Origin of the sequence: uncultured Arcticibacterium sp. (assembly GCF_964021845.1) — a bacterium.
Taxonomy (GTDB): domain Bacteria; phylum Bacteroidota; class Bacteroidia; order Cytophagales; family Spirosomataceae; genus Arcticibacterium.
This window is the reverse complement of sequence record NZ_CAXHZC010000003.1, coordinates 32,476-55,302: the sequence shown is the minus strand read 5'-3', so window position 1 is coordinate 55,302 and position 22,827 is coordinate 32,476. Positions and strand designations below refer to the sequence as shown.

14 protein-coding genes are annotated in these 22,827 nt (G+C 37.1%); 5 read left to right on the top strand and 9 right to left on the bottom strand.

Features of this window, described 5'->3' with window-relative positions; translation table 11 throughout:
* Positions 1 to 22 precede the first annotated feature (22 nt).
* Positions 23 to 673, top strand: coding sequence for a hypothetical protein (locus AADJ06_RS09745; RefSeq protein ID WP_341226253.1), 651 nt, complete (start codon positions 23 to 25; stop codon positions 671 to 673).
* 219 nt (positions 674 to 892) lie between these two features.
* Here the strand turns inward: AADJ06_RS09745 and purB are convergent, their stop codons facing one another.
* Positions 893 to 2,236 carry an adenylosuccinate lyase gene (gene purB, locus AADJ06_RS09740; RefSeq protein ID WP_341226252.1) on the bottom strand — a complete coding sequence of 448 codons (1,344 nt, stop codon included), beginning with the start codon at positions 2,234 to 2,236 and terminating at the stop codon, positions 893 to 895.
* A gap of 64 nt (positions 2,237 to 2,300) precedes the next feature.
* Between purB and AADJ06_RS09735 the strand changes: the two genes are divergently transcribed.
* A complete protein-coding gene (locus AADJ06_RS09735; RefSeq protein WP_341226251.1) occupies positions 2,301 to 3,014 on the top strand; it encodes an MIP/aquaporin family protein in 714 nt (237 codons plus the stop codon).
* 79 nt (positions 3,015 to 3,093) lie between these two features.
* Positions 3,094 to 4,437 carry a xylose isomerase gene (xylA, locus tag AADJ06_RS09730; protein WP_341226250.1) on the top strand — a complete coding sequence of 448 codons (1,344 nt, stop codon included), beginning with the start codon at positions 3,094 to 3,096 and terminating at the stop codon, positions 4,435 to 4,437.
* Positions 4,438 to 4,493: 56 nt separating this feature from the next.
* On the opposite strand, the gene AADJ06_RS09725 is transcribed toward xylA, so the two are convergent.
* The 4 genes from AADJ06_RS09725 to recG all read right to left on the bottom strand — a co-directional run bounded on the left by AADJ06_RS09725 (position 4,494) and on the right by recG (position 9,219).
* Complete coding sequence (locus AADJ06_RS09725; protein ID WP_341226249.1) at positions 4,494 to 4,856, bottom strand: SxtJ family membrane protein; 363 nt, start codon at positions 4,854 to 4,856, stop codon at positions 4,494 to 4,496.
* A gap of 1 nt (position 4,857) precedes the next feature.
* A complete protein-coding gene (locus AADJ06_RS09720; protein ID WP_341226248.1) occupies positions 4,858 to 5,028 on the bottom strand; it encodes a DUF5989 family protein in 171 nt (56 codons plus the stop codon).
* Between the two features lie 43 nt (positions 5,029 to 5,071).
* A complete protein-coding gene (locus AADJ06_RS09715; protein WP_341226762.1) occupies positions 5,072 to 6,937 on the bottom strand; it encodes a carbamoyltransferase in 1,866 nt (621 codons plus the stop codon).
* A 188-nt stretch (positions 6,938 to 7,125) separates the two neighbouring features.
* Positions 7,126 to 9,219: an ATP-dependent DNA helicase RecG gene (gene recG / locus AADJ06_RS09710; protein ID WP_341226247.1), complete on the bottom strand. Its 2,094-nt coding sequence runs from the start codon at positions 9,217 to 9,219 to the stop codon at positions 7,126 to 7,128.
* Between the two features lie 52 nt (positions 9,220 to 9,271).
* Between recG and AADJ06_RS09705 the strand changes: the two genes are divergently transcribed.
* Both AADJ06_RS09705 and AADJ06_RS09700 read left to right on the top strand, forming a co-directional pair.
* Positions 9,272 to 11,044 carry a hypothetical protein gene (locus AADJ06_RS09705; RefSeq protein ID WP_341226246.1) on the top strand — a complete coding sequence of 591 codons (1,773 nt, stop codon included), beginning with the start codon at positions 9,272 to 9,274 and terminating at the stop codon, positions 11,042 to 11,044.
* Between the two features lie 9 nt (positions 11,045 to 11,053).
* Positions 11,054 to 13,285, top strand: a complete 2,232-nt coding sequence (locus tag AADJ06_RS09700; RefSeq protein WP_341226245.1) for an FUSC family membrane protein — start codon at positions 11,054 to 11,056, stop codon at positions 13,283 to 13,285.
* On the opposite strand, the gene AADJ06_RS09695 is transcribed toward AADJ06_RS09700, so the two are convergent.
* From AADJ06_RS09695 to AADJ06_RS09680, 4 genes are all read right to left on the bottom strand, one after another.
* The gene (locus AADJ06_RS09695) at positions 13,275 to 14,726 is read right to left on the bottom strand and encodes a UDP-N-acetylmuramoyl-L-alanyl-D-glutamate--2,6-diaminopimelate ligase (RefSeq protein WP_341226244.1); all 1,452 of its coding nucleotides are present in this window, start codon (positions 14,724 to 14,726) and stop codon (positions 13,275 to 13,277) included. The genes AADJ06_RS09700 and AADJ06_RS09695 overlap by 11 nt on opposite strands.
* An 18-nt stretch (positions 14,727 to 14,744) precedes the next feature.
* Positions 14,745 to 16,244 (bottom strand): oligosaccharide flippase family protein, encoded by a 1,500-nt coding sequence (locus AADJ06_RS09690; RefSeq protein WP_341226243.1) that lies wholly within the window; start codon positions 16,242 to 16,244, stop codon positions 14,745 to 14,747.
* 68 nt (positions 16,245 to 16,312) lie between these two features.
* Positions 16,313 to 19,585, bottom strand: coding sequence for a VCBS repeat-containing protein (locus AADJ06_RS09685; protein WP_341226242.1), 3,273 nt, complete (start codon positions 19,583 to 19,585; stop codon positions 16,313 to 16,315).
* Positions 19,582 to 22,776, bottom strand: a complete 3,195-nt coding sequence (locus AADJ06_RS09680; protein ID WP_341226241.1) for a VCBS repeat-containing protein — start codon at positions 22,774 to 22,776, stop codon at positions 19,582 to 19,584. Before AADJ06_RS09680 ends, AADJ06_RS09685 begins: the two co-directional genes overlap by 4 nt.
* Positions 22,777 to 22,827: the final 51 nt, after the last annotated feature.

The following is a 22,827-nucleotide window of genomic DNA, read 5'->3' as shown; positions in this document are numbered from 1 at the left end:
GTCAGAATTATTTTTGTTTCAAATGAAACTAAAAGCACTCAGTTGTATAGTAGTAATGAGTCATTTACTGATTAATTCGCATGTCACTGCTCAGAACACTGCACCTTTTTCCTCATCAATTAATTTTGTAAAGAAGTATACCATTAATAGTGTCTCAGGAGTAAAATCTAAAAGACTTTATTATCGGGAGGACTTTATTTTATCAATTGACACTTACTTCACTGCGACAACAGTGAATCTAAAAAATCGTGAACTTAATTTAAATTATGGATTAAATATTGGTCGATTTGGCGGTTTCAACAATAAGTCGATTAATGAAAGAGGAAATTCAGGATGGCTTTTGAACCCTTCAATAAACTTGAATTATAACTTAATTAAGAGGGAAAGGTTTATTTCCAATATCTTGTTAAATATTAACTTTTTGATAAATCAAAAAGCCTTAAATAAGGTATCTGAATTTGAAAAATATCGATTTGTAAATTCTTCAATGGGGCTTTTACTTTCTCTTCCTCGTAGAAGTAATACTATTGCCCTTAAAATAGAGAATGCTATTAATGTATTTAGTGTTCTGCACATTGATAATCCGTCGATAAGTAGAAAAAATTATTGGACAAGTATCGGCTTAAATTACTATTGGAATAAACGAAAGAATAGGACTAAAAAAGTAAAATGAGATTCGTTTTTTCGCTGTGCGGAAGGAAATATCGATACTCATGTATTAAGAGATAGAGGGAAATAGCAAGTTATTAGGTTTATTAAAGTGGTTCAAAAAGGAGGACCCACCGTCAAAACTTCGAAGGTCTTGCTGATGAAGTGGCTTTATTAGAAAATGGAGCCATAAAAAAGCCGAAACCCTTACGGCTTCGGCTTGATATAAAGATTTAAGATTCTACTACACCCCAGTAAAAGTAAAAGGCGTAATGGCTTTTAGCTCATATTTTACTTTATCAGAAATATCTAGCGACTCTATAAATTCTTTGATTGACTTTTCTGTAATCTTTTCGTTTTTACGCGTTAAGTCTTTCAATGCTTCGTAAGGTTTTGGGAAACCTTCTCTTCTTAAAACAGTTTGAATGGCCTCGGCCACTACTGCCCAGTTGTTTTCCAAATCTCTATCAATGGCATCTTTGTTCAACTGTAATTTGCCAATTCCTTTTTCTAAAGATTTAAGTGCTATTACGGCATGGCCAATTGGTACACCTACATTTCTAAGTACTGTAGAGTCTGTTAAGTCTCTTTGTAGTCTTGATATTGGCAGCTTAGCAGCAAAGTGCTCTAATAAGGCATTTGCTACGCCTAAGTTTCCTTCTGCATTTTCAAAATCAATAGGGTTTACCTTATGCGGCATGGCCGATGAACCAATTTCTCCAGCTTTGATTTTCTGTTTGAAATACTCCATCATCACATAAGTCCAGATGTCTCTTGAGAAATCTATCAATATGTTATTGATTCGTTTTAGAGCATCGGAATATGCTGCAAAATTATCGTAATGCTCTATTTGCGTAGTTTTCTGGCTTCTGTTTAAACCAAGAATATTATTGACAAAGTTATTTCCAAATTCCACCCAGTCATGTTCGCCATAAGCTACGTGATGAGCATTGAAATTACCCGTGGCTCCGCCAAACTTAGCAGAGAACGGAATAGCTTTTAATTGGTCAAACTGAACGGAAAGGCGTTCTACAAAAACCGCCATTTCTTTTCCTAAACGAGTAGGAGAGGCTGGCTGACCATGTGTTTTAGCAAGCATAGAAATATCTTTCCATTCTTCTGCCAATGCGGTTAAATTTTCAATTACACCTGCTATTGCTGGGAATAGCACTTGCTCAGAAGCATCCTTTAATGTCCAAGGAATGGAGGTATTATTAATATCTTGAGAAGTTAGGCCAAAGTGAATGAACTCAGAAAACTGAGCAATTTCCATTTTTTCGAACCTCGCTTTGATAAAGTATTCTACGGCTTTTACGTCGTGATTGGTTACTTTTTCAGTCTCTTTAATTTCTATGGCGTCAGCTTCGCTGAAGTTTTCATATATAGCTCTTAGAGCAGGGAAAAGGGCTTTGTTAAACTCTGCCAGCTGTGGCAAAGGCTTTTCACAAAGTGCTATGAAGTACTCTATTTCAACTTTGACACGGTAGTGTATCAAGCCAAATTCTGAAAAGAAAGGAGCTAGGCTCTCAGTATGACGTCTATATCGACCGTCTACAGGAGAAATGGCCGTAAGGGAATTTAATTGCATGCTATTATTATTAAGTCGCGAAATTACTAAATTGCAAGAATAACAACCCTAAAAACCTATTGAAATGGAGACAACAAACTTTATCGGCGAGCTCGTCGGGACATTTATGCTTATACTTTTTGGTGGAGGCGTAAATGCTAATACTTCTTTAGCAAAAACTTATGGAAATAATTCTGGCTGGATTGTGACAGCTACAGGTTGGGGCTTTGCCGTGGCACTTGGTGTTTTTGTCGCCCAAAAATTTGGAAGTCAGGGGGCTCATTTAAACCCCGCGGTGACTATTGGTTTGGCGGTGCATTCCGGTGAATATGCTAATGTGGCTTCTTTTATAATAGCTCAGTTTATTGGAGCCTTTTTAGGGGCTTGCATGGTTTGGCTTATGTATTTGCCACATTGGAAAGAAACCGAAGACCAAGGAGCAAAACTTGGAATTTTCTGTACTGGGCCTGCGGTACCTCATACTTTAGGAAACGTACTGAGTGAGGTAATCGGCACCTTTGTTTTAATTATTGGTGTGATGTCTATTTACGCTGACGCTGATTCTGGCTTAAAACCTCTTTTGGTAGGTGTTTTAGTTTGGGGAATAGGACTTTCTTTAGGAGGAACTACTGGATATGCTATAAACCCTGCCAGAGATTTAGGCCCTAGAATAGCTCATGCTATACTTCCTATTGCAGGGAAAGGTGGAAATAACTGGTCTTATGCCTGGATTCCTGTGGTTGGACCTATCATCGGCTGTATTATTGCGGCCTACTTTTTATGTGCTTTTGGCATATAATTATTTGATAATATTATAGAATAAATTATTAATTGTATATTTGACACTTATTATTTCATAACATAAAAAATCATTTGCAATGAGCAGCCATTTGAACCTGACCTTAGGGGACAAAGAATTTTTTCCTTTTATAAAGGAGCCTATCAAATTTGAAGGAAAGGAATCGGATAATCCGATGGCCTTTAAATTTTACGATGAAAACAGAGTGGTAGCAGGTAAAACCATGCGTGACCACTTGAAATTTGCAGTCGCTTACTGGCATACTTTCTGTGGAACTGGTGGTGACCCATTTGGTCCAGGAACGAAAGCTTTTCCTTGGGATAGCAATGCAAATGCAATGACAGCTGCTCATGATAAAATGGATGCAGCTTTTGAATTCTTCACAAAGCTAGGTGCTGGCTGGTGGTGTTTTCATGATGTGGATATGTCTCCAGAGGGTAATTCTTTAAAAGAATACGAGAGCAACATGGCTACTATAGTAGAGTACGCCAAGAAGAAGCAAGCTGCTTCTGGTGTGAAGTTACTATGGGGAACGGCTAACTTGTTTTCTAACCCAAGATACATGAATGGTGCTTCTACCAACCCAAACTTTGAGGTTGTGGCTCATTCTGGTTTACAGGTTAAAACGTGTATTGACGCTACTATAGAACTTGGTGGAACTGGATACACTTTCTGGGGAGGTAGAGAAGGTTATATGTCTTTATTAAATACCAACACTAAGAGAGAATTAGACCACCTAGGTCAGTTTTTAAGAACAGCCTCTGAGTACGGAAGAAAGCAAGGTTTCACAGGTAAATATTACATTGAGCCAAAACCAGCTGAGCCATCTAAACATCAATATGATTTTGATTCTCAAACGGTAATTGGTTTCTTAAGAGACCAAGGTTTAGATAAAGATTTCGCTATCAATGCAGAGGTGAATCACGCTACATTAGCTGGTCACACTTTCGCTCATGAATTACAAATGGCAGCTGATGCTGGTATGTTGGGTTCTATTGATGCCAACCGTGGAGATTATCAAAATGGATGGGATACAGACCAATTCCCTGTTGACTTATTTGAGGTAACTGAAGCTATGTTAGTAATTCTTGAAACTGAAGGATTCACTACAGGTGGTGTAAACTTTGATGCAAAAACGAGAAGAAACTCTACGGACCTAGAAGATATCTTTATTGCTCACATTGGCGGAATGGATGTTTTTGCTAGAGCTCTTTTGATTGCTGATAATATTTTGACCAAATCTCCTTACAAGAAAATGAGAGCAGACAGATATGCTTCGTTTGATTCTGGAAATGGTGCTAAATTTGAGAAAGGAGAGTTAAGTCTTGAAGACTTAGCTAAAATAGCTCACGAAGTAGGGGAGCCAGCTCAAATTAGTGGTAAGCAAGAATTATTTGAGATGATTATCAATCAGTATATTTAAGTCTGACTTTAATAAGAATTAAAACGCCCGAACTCAATAGAGTTCGGGCGTTTTTCTTACCAAATGTTTTTTAAATCATCTGCCGTGTACTTATGATTCCTTTCGGCAAAGGTTGTTTTCTCAGGCTTTTTGAGGTTTAAAGCACTTTCTCCACTAAAAATTCTCATTAAAAAAGCTATCGGTGTTAAAACCAGAAAGAAAATAATAGAAAGCAGGATAGAGCCATTTATCCTGCCCAAAACCTCCGCGAACTTTAACCAAACTTTACTCACCAAACCTGCAAATGCAGAGAACAACAAACCTAAAAGCCCTATAACTCCTGCCGCATATAAGAAGCCCTGAATATCAAAAATGAAATGTAGAGCTAGAAAACCTATTACTATTGATAGGATAATTTCAGCGTTATTTTGTTTTTCCATATTAGAAGAGGGTATAGATAAATGGTGCCAAAGAAGAGCCCCCGCCAATTACTATAAGTACGCCTATCAGCAGCAATACCAATATTACTGGTGCTAGCCACCACTTCTTCCTTTCTTTTAGAAAATTGAGTAAATCCTTTAAAAACTCCATGGTTGTTTCTTCTTTCCTCAAAAAAGAAGGTTTTGTTATTGCCCATTTGAGGTGGGTATAAATTTTAATCTAATGTAAATTCTTTTTGCCAATCATCCTTTTCTAACCATTCAGGTTGCTCTGCTTTGCTGAAAAGATAATTTCCTATCACAAGATAATCCATTTCTGTTCTCATTAGGCATTTATATGCATCTAATGGCGTGCATACTATAGGCTCTCCACGTACATTGAAACTAGTATTTACCAGAACACCTACACCCGTTTCCTTTTTAAAATCGGAGATTAACTTATGGTATCTAGGGTTAGTCTCTGTATGAACCGTTTGAATTCTGGCGGAATAATCAATGTGTGTTATGGACGGAAGGTCAGACCTAAGGAAGTACAATTTATCCATGAGATCTAAATCTTCATAGTTGGCAGGAACTTGGTTTCTTCTGCTTTCTTTTACACCATGAACCAATAGCATGTAAGGAGAAGAGGTTTTACATTCAAAATATTCTTCTACATCCTCAGCTAAAACAGATGGAGCAAATGGCCTAAAGCCCTCTCTATACTTTATTTTTAGATTGAGTTTTTTCTGCATTTCAGGATTTCTTGGGTCTGCCAGAATACTTCTGCCACCAAGAGCCCTGGGCCCAAATTCCATTTTCCCTTGGAACCACCCTATAATATTTCCGTCTGAGATAAGCTTGGCAACCTTTCCCGATAATTCATCAAAGCTTTCTGAAAACTCAAATTTGGCTTTAAACTTTTTGGCCATTAATTCTATATCCAATCCAGAGTATTCGGGCCCTAAATAAGATCCTTTCATGGCATCCATTTTAGAACTGTCCACTACTCTTTCCTGACCAAAATATAAATGATGAGCTGCCAAGGCCGCCCCTAATGCTCCGCCGGCATCGCCAGCAGCAGGTTGGATATATACATTCTCAAAAATCTCTGCATTTTGAAGTTTACCATTAACTACGCAGTTTAAAGCCACTCCTCCGGCTAATACCAAGTTTTTACTACCTGTAAGCAGCTGAGCTTCTTTCGCCATTAATATGACTATCTCTTCAGTTACTTCCTGGATAGCTTTGGCCAAGTCACAGTGATGTTGTTCTAGGTTTGATTCCGCAGGTCTTTTTGGAAAGCCAAAAAGAGTTTCCCATTTGTCATCATAAACCATTCGGAGACCCGTGGCATAGTTGAAGTATTTTTGATTTAGCCAGATAGAGCCATCTTCATAAATTTCTATTAATTCTGATGCTATGGTTTTCTTATAACGTTTTACTTCTTCAGAGTTTGAACGACCATAAGGAGCTAAACCCATAAGTTTATACTCTCCGGAATTTACTTTAAAACCTAAAAAGTAGGTGAAAGCGGAATAGAGTAGACCCAAGGAATGTGGAAATTTTAGCTCTTTTAGAATTTCAATTTCTTTTCCCTTACCATGCCCAATGGAAGCGGTAGCCCATTCTCCAACACCGTCTAAAGTCATTATGGCGGCATCCTGATATGGTGAAGGGTAAAATGCACTGGCGGCATGAGATAAGTGATGTTCTGGAAAAAGGAATTTCACTTTCTTTGAGTCGTATTCGCCTATTTTTTGAAGGCCCTTTTTCAATGTCCTTTTTAAAAACATTTTTTCTTTTAACCAAACAGGAATGGCCGTTAAAAAGGAGCGAAGACCACTTGGAGAAAACGCATAGTATGTTTCTAGAAGACGCTCCATTTTAAGCAATGGTTTATCATAAAAGACGATTGCATCCAAGTCTTTAAGTTCAAGACCACCATATTCAAGGCAATGCTTAATAGCATTTTCTGGGAAGCTGGAGTCCTGCTTTTTGCGGGTAAATCTTTCTTCTTGTGCGGCGGCTATAATTTCACCGTTTTCTAATAAAGCTGCTGCGGAATCATGGTAATAAGCAGAAATTCCTAAAATTTTCAACATTGGCTAAAGTTAATTAGTCGATTAATTGATTGGCAAATAAAGAGAAATAAGAGTATTAAATTGTTATGCCTTTTTAATTAAAGGTTAAGTTTTTTATTTACTGGCTTTTAGTTTCATTATAAAGCTGGTAAGAAAACGTTTTTACTCTAAATTTCAGAATTCAAATAGCGAAGATAATGGAATTTTTAACCAATTCTACTCCAGTTAAGTCTAGGAGTTTTTCTTTTATCGACGAAAGCCTTAATCATAGCGTGCTGCTCTTGTGCCAGTTCTGGGTCTTGGTCTAGAATTTCTAAAGCTGATTCTCTGGCGAACTTTAGGATTGTTCCATCGGTGGCTAAATTGGCAATTTTTAAGTCAACTAATCCACTTTGTTGTGTGCCAGACATGTCTCCTGGGCCTCTTAATTCTAGGTCAACTTCGGATATTTTAAAACCATCATTGGTTTCTACCATGGTTTCTATTCGCTTTCTAGATTCTTTGGAAAGTTTAAAGTCTGACATCAAAATGCAGTAAGATTGTTCAGCTCCACGGCCTACTCTTCCTCTTAATTGATGAAGCTGTGCTAGACCAAACCTTTCTGAGTTCTCAATAATCATTAAGCTGGCATTTGGAACATTGACACCAACCTCTATTACCGTAGTGGCTACCATGATTTCTGTTTCGCCTTTGACAAAACGCTGCATTTCATAATCCTTGTCTTTGGCCTTCATTTTACCATGGACTATACTTAAAGGACTGTCAGGAAAAGCCCGAGAAATGCTTTCATAACCATCCATAAGATTTTTGAAATCCATCTGTTCTGATTCCTCAATAAGCGGATAAACTATATAAACTTGTCTACCTTTTAAGATTTCTTCTCTTATAAATTGGAATACTTCTAGCCTTTTTGAGTCATAGCGATGCACTGTTTTGATTGGCTTTCTTCCTGCTGGTAATTCGTCAATTACCGATACATCCAAATCTCCATAAAGTGTCATAGCTAATGTCCTAGGAATTGGCGTAGCCGTCATGACCAAAATATGTGGGTGAATTCGCTTGTTTTTATTCCAAAGTTTGGCCCTTTGGGCAACACCAAAACGATGCTGCTCGTCAATCACACATAATCCTAGGTTCTGGAACTGAACCTTATCCTCAATAAGAGCGTGCGTTCCTATAATGATATTTATAGTACCGTTTAAGAGCTCTTCATGAATGACTGTTCTTTCTTTTTTCTTAGTAGAACCTGTTAATAAAGCTATTTTGAGCCCAATTTCTTCCGCAAAAATTTTCAGCCCATGAAAATGTTGGATAGCTAGAATTTCTGTGGGAGCCATTAGGCAACATTGAGCATTACCATCAATAGCCATAAGCATGCAAATAAAGCTTACAATGGTTTTACCAGAACCCACATCACCTTGAAGAAGGCGGTTCATTTGCATTTGAGATTTAAAGTCGAAGAATATTTCTTTGATGACTTTCTTTTGAGCATTTGTTAATTCAAAAGGAAGGTGGTTTTCGTAAAAGTTAGTTAGTAGTTCGGTTTTGGTAAAAAGGTGTCCTTCAAATTCGTTTTTACGCAGTAGCTTTTGATTTATTAGTGAGAGCTGATTATAGAAAAGCTCTTCAAATTTTAGCCTACGTAGTGCATGTTTTACATGACTATAGTTTTTCGGATGATGAATCAGTTGATATGCCTGAAAACGCGGTATCATCTTATACTTCACCAATAGGCTTTCTGGTAAGTTCTCTGGGATGTTGGTTCCAATGTCTCTAAGTGCGTTTTGTGTAATTTGACCAATAACCCTGCTGTCAATAAATTTTTTCCGAAGTTTTTCGGTCAAAGAATAAACAGGTTTTAAGCCTGTAGGTTTTTCTAAGGCAGGTGTTAGGGCAGTTATTTCGGGATGACTAAAATTGAAAGAATGGCCAAAAATGGTGGGTTTCCCATAAAGTATATAGTCAGCCCCGGTGATTAATTTTTTCTCCACCCATTTAATGCCTTGAAACCAAATAAGATCTACAGACCCAGTTCCGTCGGTAAATTTGGCTACTAAACGCTCTTTACGACCAGTTCCTGCTTTATTTACACTTGTGATTTTTCCTTTTAATTGAATATTATCAAGGTCTTCAGAAAGCGAAGAAATTTGATAGAACTTACTTCTGTCTTCATATCGGAAAGGATAATGCTCTATAAGTTCCGTATATGTGAATATTCCCAACTCCGTATTTAGAAGGCTGGCTCTTGTGGTACCAACACCTGGGAGGAAGTCAATTTTTTTGTCTAAAACGGAGTGCATAGAACAAAAATAGAAAGGCTTTGGTAATTTCACGTAGAATATGAAAAAGAGCATGACAAAATATTACAAAGAACGCTTAGAAGAAGAAGGAGCTAGCTTAGTGGAGCTTGAGAAAAAAAGTAGCACAACGTCCAACATTCGCTTGTTTGCCATTATAGCAGGAGCGGTATTACTTTATTTCCTTTTTAAAACTTCAGCAATTATTGCTTTTGGAACCATTTTAGGAATATTAGCTGGATTTTACTTTTTGGTGAGATATCATGAAAGTGTTCAGGAGAAGGTAGAGTTAAAGAAAGTTCTGATTGATGTTTTAAGAAATGAGTTAGAAGTATGTTCAGGTGGCAAAAATAAATATGCCGAAGGAGCGGATTTCTATGATGAGAAACATGACTATACTGCCGACTTGGATGTTTTCGGTAATTTTTCTCTCTTTCATTTAATAAATAGAGCCAAGACTAGGCTTGGTCAACTGAAATTGGCAAATGCTTTTTTAGAAACGCATAATTCTGAAATTATTCAAAAAAGGCAAGCAGCTTCAAAAGAGCTTTTAGGTAAAACCGTTTGGCGTCAGAGCTTTCAGGCTTCTTTGTTTGAGTTAAGTGGTTCGTCGGTTACCGAGTTGAGTATTTTAGGAGAGCCTCCTGCCATTAAGTTAGAAGGATTAATTAAGTACTATGCTTTCCTTAAATGGATTTTTGTGGGTGGCGTGGTAGCCGTTTTCTATTTTTATGGAGTCACCAACGGGATGATTGCTTTGGTTGGATTACTGGCTCTTAACTATTCTTTGGTAGGGATAAATAAAAAAGTTACGGAGCCATATTTTAATAAAATAAAGGGTCTGAGCCGAGACATGGCAAAGTATAAAACTGCTACTCAACTTGTTTTGGAGGAAAACTGGGAGACGGAGTTATTGAAAAATGCTCAAGTTCTATTGCCTGTTGATGGTAAAAACCCAATTGAAGAGTTTCAGCTGATATCAACTAAGATTGATATGAAGAACAATCAGTTTGCTTCATTCTTTCTTTATGCTTTTTCTCCATTCGATTTGGTACAGTTGGTAAAACTTAGAGCATGGGTTAAAAAGAACCCTAGTTTCTTTGAAGAAATCTTTGAGTGCTTAGGCACTTTTGAGCAATTTGCTAGTGTGGCTACTTTAGCTTTTAATAGACCAAACTGGACTTTTCCAGAGCTTAAAGATGATGACCAAGTAAGTGTCTCTGCTTCGGAAATAGGGCATCCTTTAATGCCAGAATCGGTAAGTAACAGTTATATTTTAAGTCCTCAGAATAGGTTGAGCCTTATTACTGGTTCTAACATGTCTGGGAAGAGTACCTTTTTGAGAACCTTGGGTTCCAATATTTTACTTGCTTATGCGGGTGCACCTATTTTTGCCGAGCGTTTTGTGTTAAACTCAGGAATTAAGCTTTTCGCTTATATGCGAATTAAAGATTCTTTAGAGCAGAACTCTTCTACTTTCAAGGCGGAGATTGACCGTATTAAAATTTTGCTCGAAGCTATGAGCTTGGAATCAAAGGCACTGTTATTAGTGGATGAAATGTTAAGAGGAACTAATTCTGAAGATAAACTGAAAGGTTCTATTGCATTTTTAGAAAGAGTTATTAAATCTGATTCTTATGCTTTAGTGGCTACACATGATTTAAGAATGACAGAAATAGCTGATAAATATCCAGAGAAAAGTAAGAATTACTTTTTTGAATATGATGCTAAAGATGGTGAGCTCACCTTTGATTATAAATTGAAGCCTGGGATTTGTGAAAGCTTTAATGCTTCGGAATTACTTAGAAGTGTTGGTTTAGATGTTTAATTGGAAAAAGTGCAAAAGCTAATAAATCAAATATATCAATTCGATTTTCTTAAGGGAGCGGTCTTGACCATTGCTTTAGTGCTTCCGCTTTATTTAGGTATTCGTTTTGACCAAATGGGTTATGGTTTGGCTTTTGCCATGGGCGTCTTTTTTACTTTTCTTCCTAATACTGATGGCAGCAATAGACATAGAATGCTGGGGATAGTTTTTGCCCTTTTGCTGAGTATATTAATTACCCTGCTTTGCCATTTTACTCGAATGGCCTCTGAATGGCTGTTTTATATATTTTTTGGTGTTTGTATATTTTGGGTCAGTATGCTTTCAGTTTATGGCTTTAGAGCTTCTATGGTGGCTTTTTCTGGTCATTTTGCCATGATAATGAGTTTTGCTCTGCTAAAAACAGATTTGACCATAGGATTAAAGCTTGGTCTTATTTTCAGTGGAGGTATCTGGTATTTGCTGTGGGCTAGTTTCTCTCATTGGATTTTTCAAAACAAAAGTACGGCTCAGAAACTAGCCGAATGTGTGGAGTCAACAGCAGATTTTTTGAAGGTGAAATATCAGTTGCTTTGGAACAACCCTGATAACAGACTTGAACTAGAGCAGAAACTCCTAAAACTTCAAATTGACCTTAATGAGGAGCATGAGCTTTTAAGAGAGCTTTTATTTAAGAAAAGAGTTAATGAGGGCCAGTCTAATAAAACGAGCAGGCATTTACTGATTTTTTTAGAGATGCTTGACATTTATGAATTGGCTTTAGCAAAAGATACTGACCCTACAGAGTATAAAGAGGCTCTAGGGCTTCATTTTGATAAAACACAGACTTTTCAATCCTTTGCTGCCAGCACCATTGTACACTTATATGCTTTGGCAGAAGCTATTAGAACGGATAAGAAGCTACCATTAGAAGAAAAGCCTACCGAAAATCAGGAGTTTTGTGAGTCGAGTATTAAGTCTTATGTAGATGCAATTGGCTTGCCAGAGGCAAGAGAAGGGGCTCTTATTCTCAGGAATTTGCTTGATTATGAGCGAAGGAAGGAGGAGAAAACATTTGCAGCGAAAAGAGTTTACGCAAACATTCTGGAAGGTTCGGATAGTTCTTTAAGAAAAAAAGACCGTCAATTATTTATTACCACCCAAGATTATAATATCAAAACGCTAAAAGCGAATTTGAACTTTAAGTCATCTGTTTTTAAACATGCACTAAGGCTGACTATAGCTATGTATGTGGCCTTATTTGTCGGGAAGGTTTTTGAGCATCAAAATGCCTATTGGGTTTTATTAACTGTAGCTGTGATTCTTCGTCCTAATTTTGGTTTAACCAAAAAAAGGGGCTTGAATAGAATTTACGGAACGCTGATGGGAGCTGGGGGTGCTGTCCTTGTTATTTTACTTTTTGATAGCAATACCATTTATGGCTGCTTTGCTATTCCTTCATTGTTTTTAGGTTTTGTGAATTTGCAAAAGAACTATAAGGTCGCTGCCACTTTCATAACGTCGGCCGTGATTCTTCTTTATGCTATTTTGGTTGAAAATGCTCTCAATATAGTGCAGTATCGGGTTATAGACACTCTGATAGGTGCCGGCATAGCATTCTTGGCTATTTACTTACTTTGGCCGGTTTGGGAAGAGGGAAGTATCAAAAATTCTATTCAGAAGGCTATAGAAGCATCAAGAGCTTATATGGAAAATATTGACAGGATATACCATTCGAAAGAAAAGCCAGATACGGTTTATCGTTTGGCTAGAAAAAAGGCTTTTTTGGAAAGTGGAAACCTGATGGCCGCTTTTCAGCGTCAAACGGAAGACCCAAAATCTAGGCAAGGGCATCAAGCTCAGGTATATGCTAATGTGGTGCTTAATCAAACATTTTTAACAGCCTTGGCGGCATTGGGCACTTATATTCAAGATCATGAAACCACGGAAGCTTCCAAAGAATATGAAACTGTCATGAGGCATATTCTAGAAAATTTAGAAGCCGCATTAACTTCATTGGGAGGTGGTGAATTGACAAATGAAGAGGATATTGATGAGCTTTTTCAGGCTACCGGTGTATTGGAAGAAAAGTTTGTAAAACTTTCAAAAGAGAGAGATGTAGAACTTGAAAAAGGATTTACACCCATGAGTCAAGAAATGAGAAACAAACTTCAGGAAGGAAAACTAATGACAGACCACCTGAAATGGTTGCACAGTATTTCTGATAGTATGAAGCAGACGGTTATGGGTCTTGCTAACCCATAAAAGCTCTAATTATCTCTTCCTTATCATCAAAATGGCTTTTAACACCTTTGATGTCTTGGTAGTTTTCATGCCCTTTTCCGGCTACCAAAATTATATCACCTTCGTTAGATAACATTACTGCGGTTTTGATGGCCTCTCTCCTGTCTAAAATTGCTAGTACCTTTTTGCGTTTTGTGATACTCACGCCTTCTTGCATGTCTTTCAATATAGCTTCAGGCTCCTCGTTTCTTGGATTGTCAGATGTTAATATGACTTTGTCACTTAATTCACAAGCAATTTTTGCCATCAAGGGCCTTTTACCTTTGTCTCTGTTGCCACCACAGCCAACCACACAAATGACTTGTTGATTTCCTTCTTTTAGGTCTTTTATAGTCTCTAAGACGTTTTTCAGTGCATCGGGCGTATGGGCATAATCTACAATTCCTACCTTATGGTCTGTAGAGTGAATTTGTTCAAACCTACCCGGAGGAGGTTGTAATTGAGATAGTTCTGTTAAAATAGCCTCAGGCTCTTCTCCTAATAAAGTGGCTGTGCCATAAACCGCCAAGAGGTTGTAAGCGTTAAATCTGCCAATAAGCTTAAACCAAACTTCCTGCTCGTTTATGGTCATATTTAAGCCATACAAACCACAGTCTAGCACCTTCCCTTTAAATGCTCCCACACCGCGTAGGGTATATGCATGTTTTTCCGCTACGCTATTTTGAAGCATTACTTTGCCGTTTTTATCATCGGAGTTGGTTAGGGCAAAGGCTGTTTTAGGTAACCTATCAAAGAATCCCTTCTTTGCGTCTATATAATTTTTGAACGTTTCGTGGAAGTCTAAGTGGTCTTGGGTGATATTGGTAAATACGCCTCCAGTAAAACTCAATCCTGCAATTCGTTCCATTACTACGGCATGAGAACTAACCTCCATAAAAACATAATTGCAGCCCTTTTTATGCATTAAAGCCAGAAGCTCATTTATTTTTACGGAGTCAGGCGTAGTATGCGTTGAGGGAATTATTTCATCTTCTATTTGATTTTGTACGGTCGATAGTAAACCACAGGTATATCCAAGTTTTCTAAACAAGTCAAAAAGCAAGGTGGCTACAGAGGTTTTACCGTTGGTCCCGGTTATTCCTACAAGCTTTATTTTTGAAGAAGGATTGTCATAGAAATTTGAGGCGGCCAAGCCCATGGAATTTGCAGAGCTTTCAACTTTAAGATAAGTTACTTCATCCGAAAGCTCTTCTGGTAGTATTTCACATAAGATGGCTTTAGCTCCTAGTTCTATAGCTTTAGAGATATAGTCGTGGCCATTAACCTGTGTGCCAGGAATGGCAATAAACAGTGAGCCAGTATCTACTTTACGGCTATCAAACTGTAAGTTAGAAATCTCAATATCAGTTCTACCTGAAACCGTAAGCAGAGATACTTTATAGAGGATATCGCTTAAAAGCATATTTTTAGATGAAGTGTTCTAGTTTGTCTTTAATTCTGAGAAGGTCTTTCTTTCCATAAAATAAACTACGGTTAAGAAAGCTGCACACAAAATTAAATGAACTGGCACAGAATACTGCAATCCAGCGTATTGTATTTGCGAATCAATTATGATTATTGCTGCTGCCACAGCAATGTAGATTAAGACTTTGACAAGGCTATATGGGACAGGAAAGTGTTTTTGACCATAATAATAACAGGCTACCACCATTAGAAGTGAGCTGATAGCAAAAGTGATAGCACAGCCTAAATACCCGTATTTGGGAATCAAAATTATATTTAATATAACCGTAAGAGCCATTCCGCCAAGGGTTATCCAGGTACCATAGAAGGTTTTATCTGTTAGTTTGTACCAGATAGAGACATTGCCGTAAACTCCAATCATGAGGTTGGCGAACAATAATATAGGCACTACAATAAGCCCGGAACGATAAGTGCTTCCAATGAGCAGGCCAATCCAATCAAGATTAATAGAAACCGCTATCCAGATAAAAATGCAGGCAATGGTAAACCATTTAGTGCTGAGAGCTATCATGTTTGGGGAGTTTTTCTCTCCCATTTTAGAAAAGAAAAACGGGTCTGCGGCATAGCGATAAGCCTGAACCACCAAGGTCATGAAAATTGAAAATTTATAAACATTGGCATAAATACTGAAAGCGTCTTCTGTGTTAAAACCTTCATAAAAACCTTCGGGCAGCAAGCCTCTAAACATTAACCTATCTGCTGTAAGGTTGATGGCACCAGCCATTCCCATAATTAGCAGTGGATATGCGTAGTTTAAAACGGTCTTTAATTTTGCCCAATCCCATGTGAATTTAAAGCCAACAAACTCTTTCCAAAGCAATAAAAGTGTAACAACACTGGCTACATAATTTGCCCAAATAATATAGTCTGGTCCAATGGCGGGATTATAAAAATAGGCTGCAAAAGGTTTTAAGTCTGGTAAGAAGAGGTCTTGTAAAATGTAATTACAAAACATCAGGTAAAACACATTTAGCCCTATATTGATGAAGATATTAGTCAATCTTATCCCTACAAATCGCTTAACCTTGTTTTGTGCTCGGAGTTTGACAAAAGCAATGGCAGAAATGGCATCAACTACTAATATAACCGACAACCAAACTATTAATCGTTCTTTACCAGGGTAGCCAATGGCATCAATAAGTGGCGTAGCTCCTAGAATAAATAGGGTAGATAGCGTGCCTCCCAACAGCATTATAAAGGTGAGTATGATATTAAAATACTCTGATTGATTCTCCTTTTTACTGGCATACCTAAAAAAAGCCGTTTCCATACCGAAGGTATAGATGACGTTCAGGGCAATCACATAAGTGTAAAGCTGAGCATTGTCTGAAAGTAAACGTGGCTGTTCAAAAACACGGGTATGAACTATAAATAATAGCCAATTCAATAATCTGCCCACTATGCTACTTAAGCCATATAAAACAGTATCACCAGCAAGTTTTTTAAGGAAAGACATTTATTGATTTTGCAGTTCAGAATTCTTGGAAGAGCCTATGCCCTTGAAATAATATGCAATGTTAGCATTTATCTTTTAATCTTTCTCAAAACGATGAGTTCATCATTGTTTCTAGCAACAATGTAATTTGTTCGGCCTTTTACTTTAATAGGAGTAATGGAACGCACTTGACCCTTTATTTTGAGATTATTGAGGCTTGAGTGAGTGATAGTAGTATCATTTTTCAAATGAATAGTTCCTCCAAAATCAGCATCATACCTTCCTAGTTGAATATTGGCATCATAAAAATTACCCATTAGCAAGTAGTTCTTATTATCAATTTTACTGGCGGCAGCCATGGGTGCTAATTGTGAAGTGGTTGGGAGTTTTTTTAGTTCAAAATTCCAATTGCCATTATTTACCAAAACTGCATTACTGAAGTAGTTGGCTTCAAAAGTTTTAGCATTCTTGATTTTTTCTTTTCCAAGAATGTCAGCAAAGTGTGCATTGGCAAAATCTCTGGAAAGGTTGTATTTTTTTCTTATAAACGGCATTTGCTTTTCAAGCTCCTTTTTATCTGCAAATAGCCCTTCTTTACCATTCATGTAATGGGTGATTATTTGGTCTGGCCGGCCATTATCGTCATAATCATTGACATACATTCTTACAGGCTCATTATCACTTGCTTTTATTCGGCTATTTTCTCCTAGATTTCCAACTATAAAATCTATGTCACCATCTTCATCAATATCTGTAGGATAGAGCATGTTCCACCAGCCTTTTTTGTCGCTTAGTTCTCTTTTTGAGAAAACTCCTTTTTCGTTTTCAAAACAGTATATCCCATCCCATTGAATTGCTAGAATTAAGTCTTGATCACCATCTTGGTCAATATCGAGCCAGTTGGCATCTCTGACCATGCCGATTGTTTTTAGAGGTTCAGGTGTTTTATCAATGAAGCTTCCGCTACCATCATTAAGGAGTAAATAGGAATTTGGTGTTTGGCCATAGCCCCAAGAAATAGTTTTCCCACCAATGAATATGTCTATGTCACCATCTTGGTCAAAATCTGCGGTTTTAAGACAAGCTTGTGTTTCAAAGATTTGAGGAAGTGCGTTTTCTTTTTTTGTCAAAACTCCTTTGCCGTTGTTCAGGTAAATTCTTGGTTTTAGAAACGGTGTTTTTCCTGAGTATTCATTACCGCCATCGGCTACCAAAAGGTCAGGGTATCTATCACCATTTATATCAGCCCACTGGGCACTGGAGGCTTCGTAAGTACTATCTTTTTGTAGTTCTTGTTGCTCCATTTGAGTGAAAAATCCAGACGTGTTTTGTAAAAAAATTTTATCTTTTTCCCACTTAGAACTTCCTATAAAAATGTCTTCTAATCCGTCATTATTGATGTCTGCCACGGCTATGGCAGGACCAGGAGTAGAATTCATTGCCGGAATGAGTGCTTCTCTATCAAATTCATTAAATCGGTTTTCTTTGTGAGTTATTTTTAAGCCAAGGGAGGCCGCCACATCTTCAAAAGAGATTTCACTTTCTTCAGGCTTCAGCTTTTCGTAGTCAAACTTTGGCAGTCCGTCTTGATAACTCAGTTCGATAAGGCTGTCCTGTACACTAAAAAGCGTTTGGAAGGTATTATTTGGCCAAATAATACAAAGAGAATCTATTTTTTGGTCGCTAGGTATTCCAAATAATAGACTTGTTTCTGAACTTGATTGAAAACCACGGACAGGAAACTTTTCTTGGTATTGAACATTTCCACTCAAATATAAAAGGGCTTTGGCTCCAATAGCATTTCTATTTTTAGGAGAACCTTCAAGGTTAATTTTAATATGCTGATTTGCCGTGTTTAAATTCTCATAAAGAAAAGCCTTTTCGTTGATGTTGTTGGTTACTACATCTAGATCACCGTCGTTGTCTAAATCGGCGTAGATAGCTCCATTAGAAAATGAAGAAATATTATTTTCTATGGATGATGTTAAGTCTAGATAGTTCAAATCACCCCCGTTTTTGAAAAATTTATTAGGTATTTTCACTTCGGGTAGTAGGTCTGTCAATAGTTCGTCAGACTCATTAAAATCATTTTTATTGATACGTTCTTGAATAGCGTCGTTTGATACATAATTCATGTAATCCGTATCATTCATTCGCTTGTTTATGCCGTTTGAGATGAATAAATCTTTCAGGCCGTCATTGTCAAAGTCAAATAAAAGTGAACTCCAAGACCAGTCCGTGGCATGAACGCCAGAAAACATGGCAATTTCACTAAAAGAGCCATTTCTGTTATTTAGCTGTAGTGCGTTTCTTGAAAACTGAAAATTATAACCTTGGTCTAGTTTGAAATTAAAATTATAAAATACGTCTTCGCCATCCGCCATTTTTATGAGCTTATAGTCATATGGAAGCATGTCTAGTGAAACTATCTCAGGGAAGAGGTCATTATTAATATCGGCAATATCCACACCCATACTGAAACGGCTGGTATGGGGCATTTGGCTCTCTGTTTCATCATTAAAAGTCCCATTGCCATTATTTATGTAGAGGTAGTCGTTTTCATGAAAATCATTTCCAATGTATAAATCTGGCAAGCCATCCATATTTATATCGCCTGCGGCAATTCCAAGGCCATAACCAAGGGCATTGCTGTGAATACCAGATTCCTTAGTTTTATCAATATAGAAGCCGTCTTGGTTTTCAAAATATCTATCGCCGGCATCTGGGTGAAAAGTGTTTAGAAAGTTTTTTCTTGCTCCGAATGTTCCATTTCGGTGGGCAGAATGATTTAAAAGATAAAAATCTAAATCTCCATCTAAGTCAAAGTCAACAAAAGCTGCTTGGGTTGCTAAAGACTTTATAGCTAAACCATATTCGGCCGCAGCCTCTTTATAAACAGGATGACCATCCTCAATTTTTTTGCAAACAAATAGTTGGTTAACTCCTTGCAGCTTGTCGTAATTTCCTACTTGTGAAACATAGATATCTAAAAGACCGTCATTGTTGATATCAACAATAGAGACCCCATTTGACCAACCGCCATTTGAGGTGAAGTTGGCCTGTTTGGTAATATCCTCAAATTTGAGGTTTCCTGTGTTTTTAAAGATTTTGTTTTCTCCAAGGTTTGACGTGAAAACAAGATCTATGAGTCCGTCATTATTAAGGTCACCAGCTCCAACTCCTCCCCCGTTGTAGAAATATAGGTAGCTGAATATGTTTAGGTCAGGGCTAGGTATTAAGGTATTTTCAAAATTTAAACCTGTTCTTTCCGCTTCTAGTAAACGGAAGTTTGGGGATTTGTTTTCCTTATTACAGGCAATTAAAAGGCAAAGGGAAGATAATATGAGGAGAAGCCTTTTCATTTGAAATGATACATTTTTGGTGTTTCATTGTTTCTCAAAATTAACATATTCCGATTTTCCAAAGGAAGTATTTGGCGTACTTGCCCTGAAAGCTTTAAGTCTGAAATATATTTGAAAGTATCTCCACCAATATTCTTTAAAATTTTTCCACGACAAGCATCTAATGTACCAAACTGAGGAATCATTTGAGAACTATTCCCACCTACAATAATATCTTGAAAACCATCTTTATCAATATCAATGATACCGATATCATTGACACAAGAAAACTGCACTTCGGTTGGAAGTTCTTTAATACTGAAATATCCTTTCCCATCATTTATGGCTACAATGCTTTTATTAAAGTTGAAGAGCATTGGTTCAACTTCTTCGTTCTCTATCATGTCAAATAAGTCTTGAACCGACTTTTTTGCATATTCAGAATGTTTCAGACTTGTGTTTTTTAAGGCAGGAAATTGCTCTGTAAGGTCTCTTTTAAGAAAAACTGGGCTGTCTTTACCGTCTATGGTTTTAGAAATCACTTTATCTAGTGTTCCGTTTTTGTCTAAATCGGCTACCCAGAGTTTAAGAGGTTTGTTTGGAGATATCTCCAAAGAGAAGTTTTCTCCCAGGTTTCCAAGTATTAAATCTTGGTCACCATCATTATCAATATCAACAGCTTTACAAGCAGACCAAAACCCAGATAATTTTTCTAGTCCAGTTGACTTCCATTCTTCAATTAAGCCTTTTTTATTCTTAAAAATTTTAGGAGTCATCCAGTCCCCCACTATAACTAGTTCATTTTTTCCATCAAGGTCGATGTCGGTCCATAAAGCATCATTCACCAAGCCTAAGCCGCTTATTTCAGATGAAACACTAAACTCTCCTTTACCATTGTTTTTTAATATAAAGCTAGGCGTTGACTTTCCATATTCTTGAGGTGTATTTCTGGTACCAACAAATAAATCTAGGAAACCGTCTCCATCAATATCTTCAGCTTTTACCACTGCAGTATTTAAACTAGTTAATGGTAGGGCAGAGCCATTTATTTTAAAATTACCATTGCCGTCGTTTAGGAATAGCCGGTCCATTAGTTCTTTACTTCTTGCTTTGTATTCGTTTCCTCCTGAGCCAATATATAAGTCTAAGTCTCCATCATTGTCAGCATCAAAAAGCTCTAAAGTAGTGTCTTCAAATCTAGCGAACCTTTCAAAGTCGGGTTGTTTTACTTTTTGGTATCCTTTTTTACTACTTGTATATATTTGTGTTGCTTGACCACTTGCTCCACAAATTATAAGGTCTTGTTTCCCGTCATTATTTATATCGCCATATACCGCTTTGGGGCCTTCCGCTGAAAGATTAAAAGGGATGTTTTTTTCGGAATAATAATCTAAATAATCGTTTTCTTGATGTTTGTCGAATGGATTGTCAACAATATCAAAATATTGATTTGATGACTGGTTTGTTTTTTTTAGGATAACGTTTTTTGAGGCAGCAATATCGATAGAAATGGTAGTATCAACAGGGGTGTTTCCGAGAACGGTTTTATTGTCATTTGGCCAATTTATAGTAATGGAATCTATTTCAAAATTTTTCCCAAGACCCAAGGTCAAAGTATAGTCAGAAGAGGACTGAAAACCTCTTGAAGGAATTAGCTGTGAACTATAGTTTTTGCCTTTAGCGTATACAGCAACTTCCGAGCCTATTGCAAAAGTATTTTGTCCTTCTCCCTTTAATTTTAATTTTAGGTAATGGTTTTTTTTGTCACTTTGGTTTTCATAAACAAAACTCTCTTGATTTATATTATTTACCACCAAATCTAAATCACCGTCATTGTCAAGGTCAACATACATGGCACCATTGGAAAAAGATTCTTCTCTAAATCCGAAATCATAAGAGCTATCCTCAAATTTAAGGTCTCCTTTATTTTTGAAAAAATTATTAACAATGGGTTTACTTGGCATCTTCTCTAATATTTTTTCAATACTTTCTTTCTGCCCAGAGAGAGCCATTTTTTGATTTAGTTCATTTGTGAAGAAGTCAATAAAGTCTTGGTCAATCACATCATGGCGGATGCCATTACTTACATAGATGTCGTTTAAGCCATCATTATCAGCGTCAAAAAGTAAAGCCCCCCAGCTCCAGTCACTTTTGGCCACACCAGAAAACTGCCCTATTTCTGAAAAATAGCCATCTCCATCGTTTAGCTGAAGGCTGTTTTGCATATATTGATTATAGAAACCTCGCTCTCTCTTCAAGGCCTGAATATAATGGCTTTCATAAGAAGCGGTGGTTTTTAATCGCTCTTCATTACCTGGAAGCATATCGGTAACAAAAATTTCAGGCTTGCCATCTTGGTTGAGGTCTGCCATGTCTGCTCCCATGGAAGCCATGCTGGTATGGCCAATTCTGTTTTCTAAGTCTTCTTTAAATGTACCGTCCTTTTGGTTAATGTAGAGGTAGTCTTTTTCGAAAAAATCATTGGAAACATACATATCCGGCCAGTTGTCATTATTGACATCGCCAACGGTAATTCCGAGCCCAAAGCCAATTAAGCTTCCGTAAATTCCTGCAGCCTCACTAACATCAACAAACTGTCCATTATCATTTTTAAGGAGCTTATCTCCTCCTCCTTTCATGAAATCTTTTACTGGCCAGTCTTTAGCTCGTAATTCACGATTGTTGGCATAGTTTAAAGTATTTACCGGAATAAAACTATTGTTAAGAATGTATGCATCAAGGTCACCATCTTTATCATAATCAAAAAATGCTGTATGTGTGGTATAGCCATTTTCGTTTAGACCATATTCTGCGGCCTTTTCTGTAAAAGTTAAATCGCCGTTATTGATGAATAAAGCATTTTCAGAACTTATTCCTTTTCTATAACCAGCATTACAAATATATATGTCAAGTAGATTGTCGGCGTTAATGTCTACCATCACTACACCTGTACTCCACTTTTCTAATTCTCCTATTCCTGCCTTTTCAGTTATATCTTCAAAAACCATGTTTCCTTTATTGAGATATAACTTATTTGAGCCCATATTGGCAGTAAATAGTAGATCCGTGAGGCCATCGTTATTAATGTCGCCAGCGGCTACACCTCCTCCGTTATAAAAGTTACGGTAGTTAAAGATGTTAAATTTATCAGTATTATAAATGTCGTTCGAAAATGTAATCCCGGTCTTTGTACTGTCAAGAAGGACAAACACACTTTTTTCCTCGTTTTTGCAGGAAAAAAGATTCAAAAGAAGAATTAACAG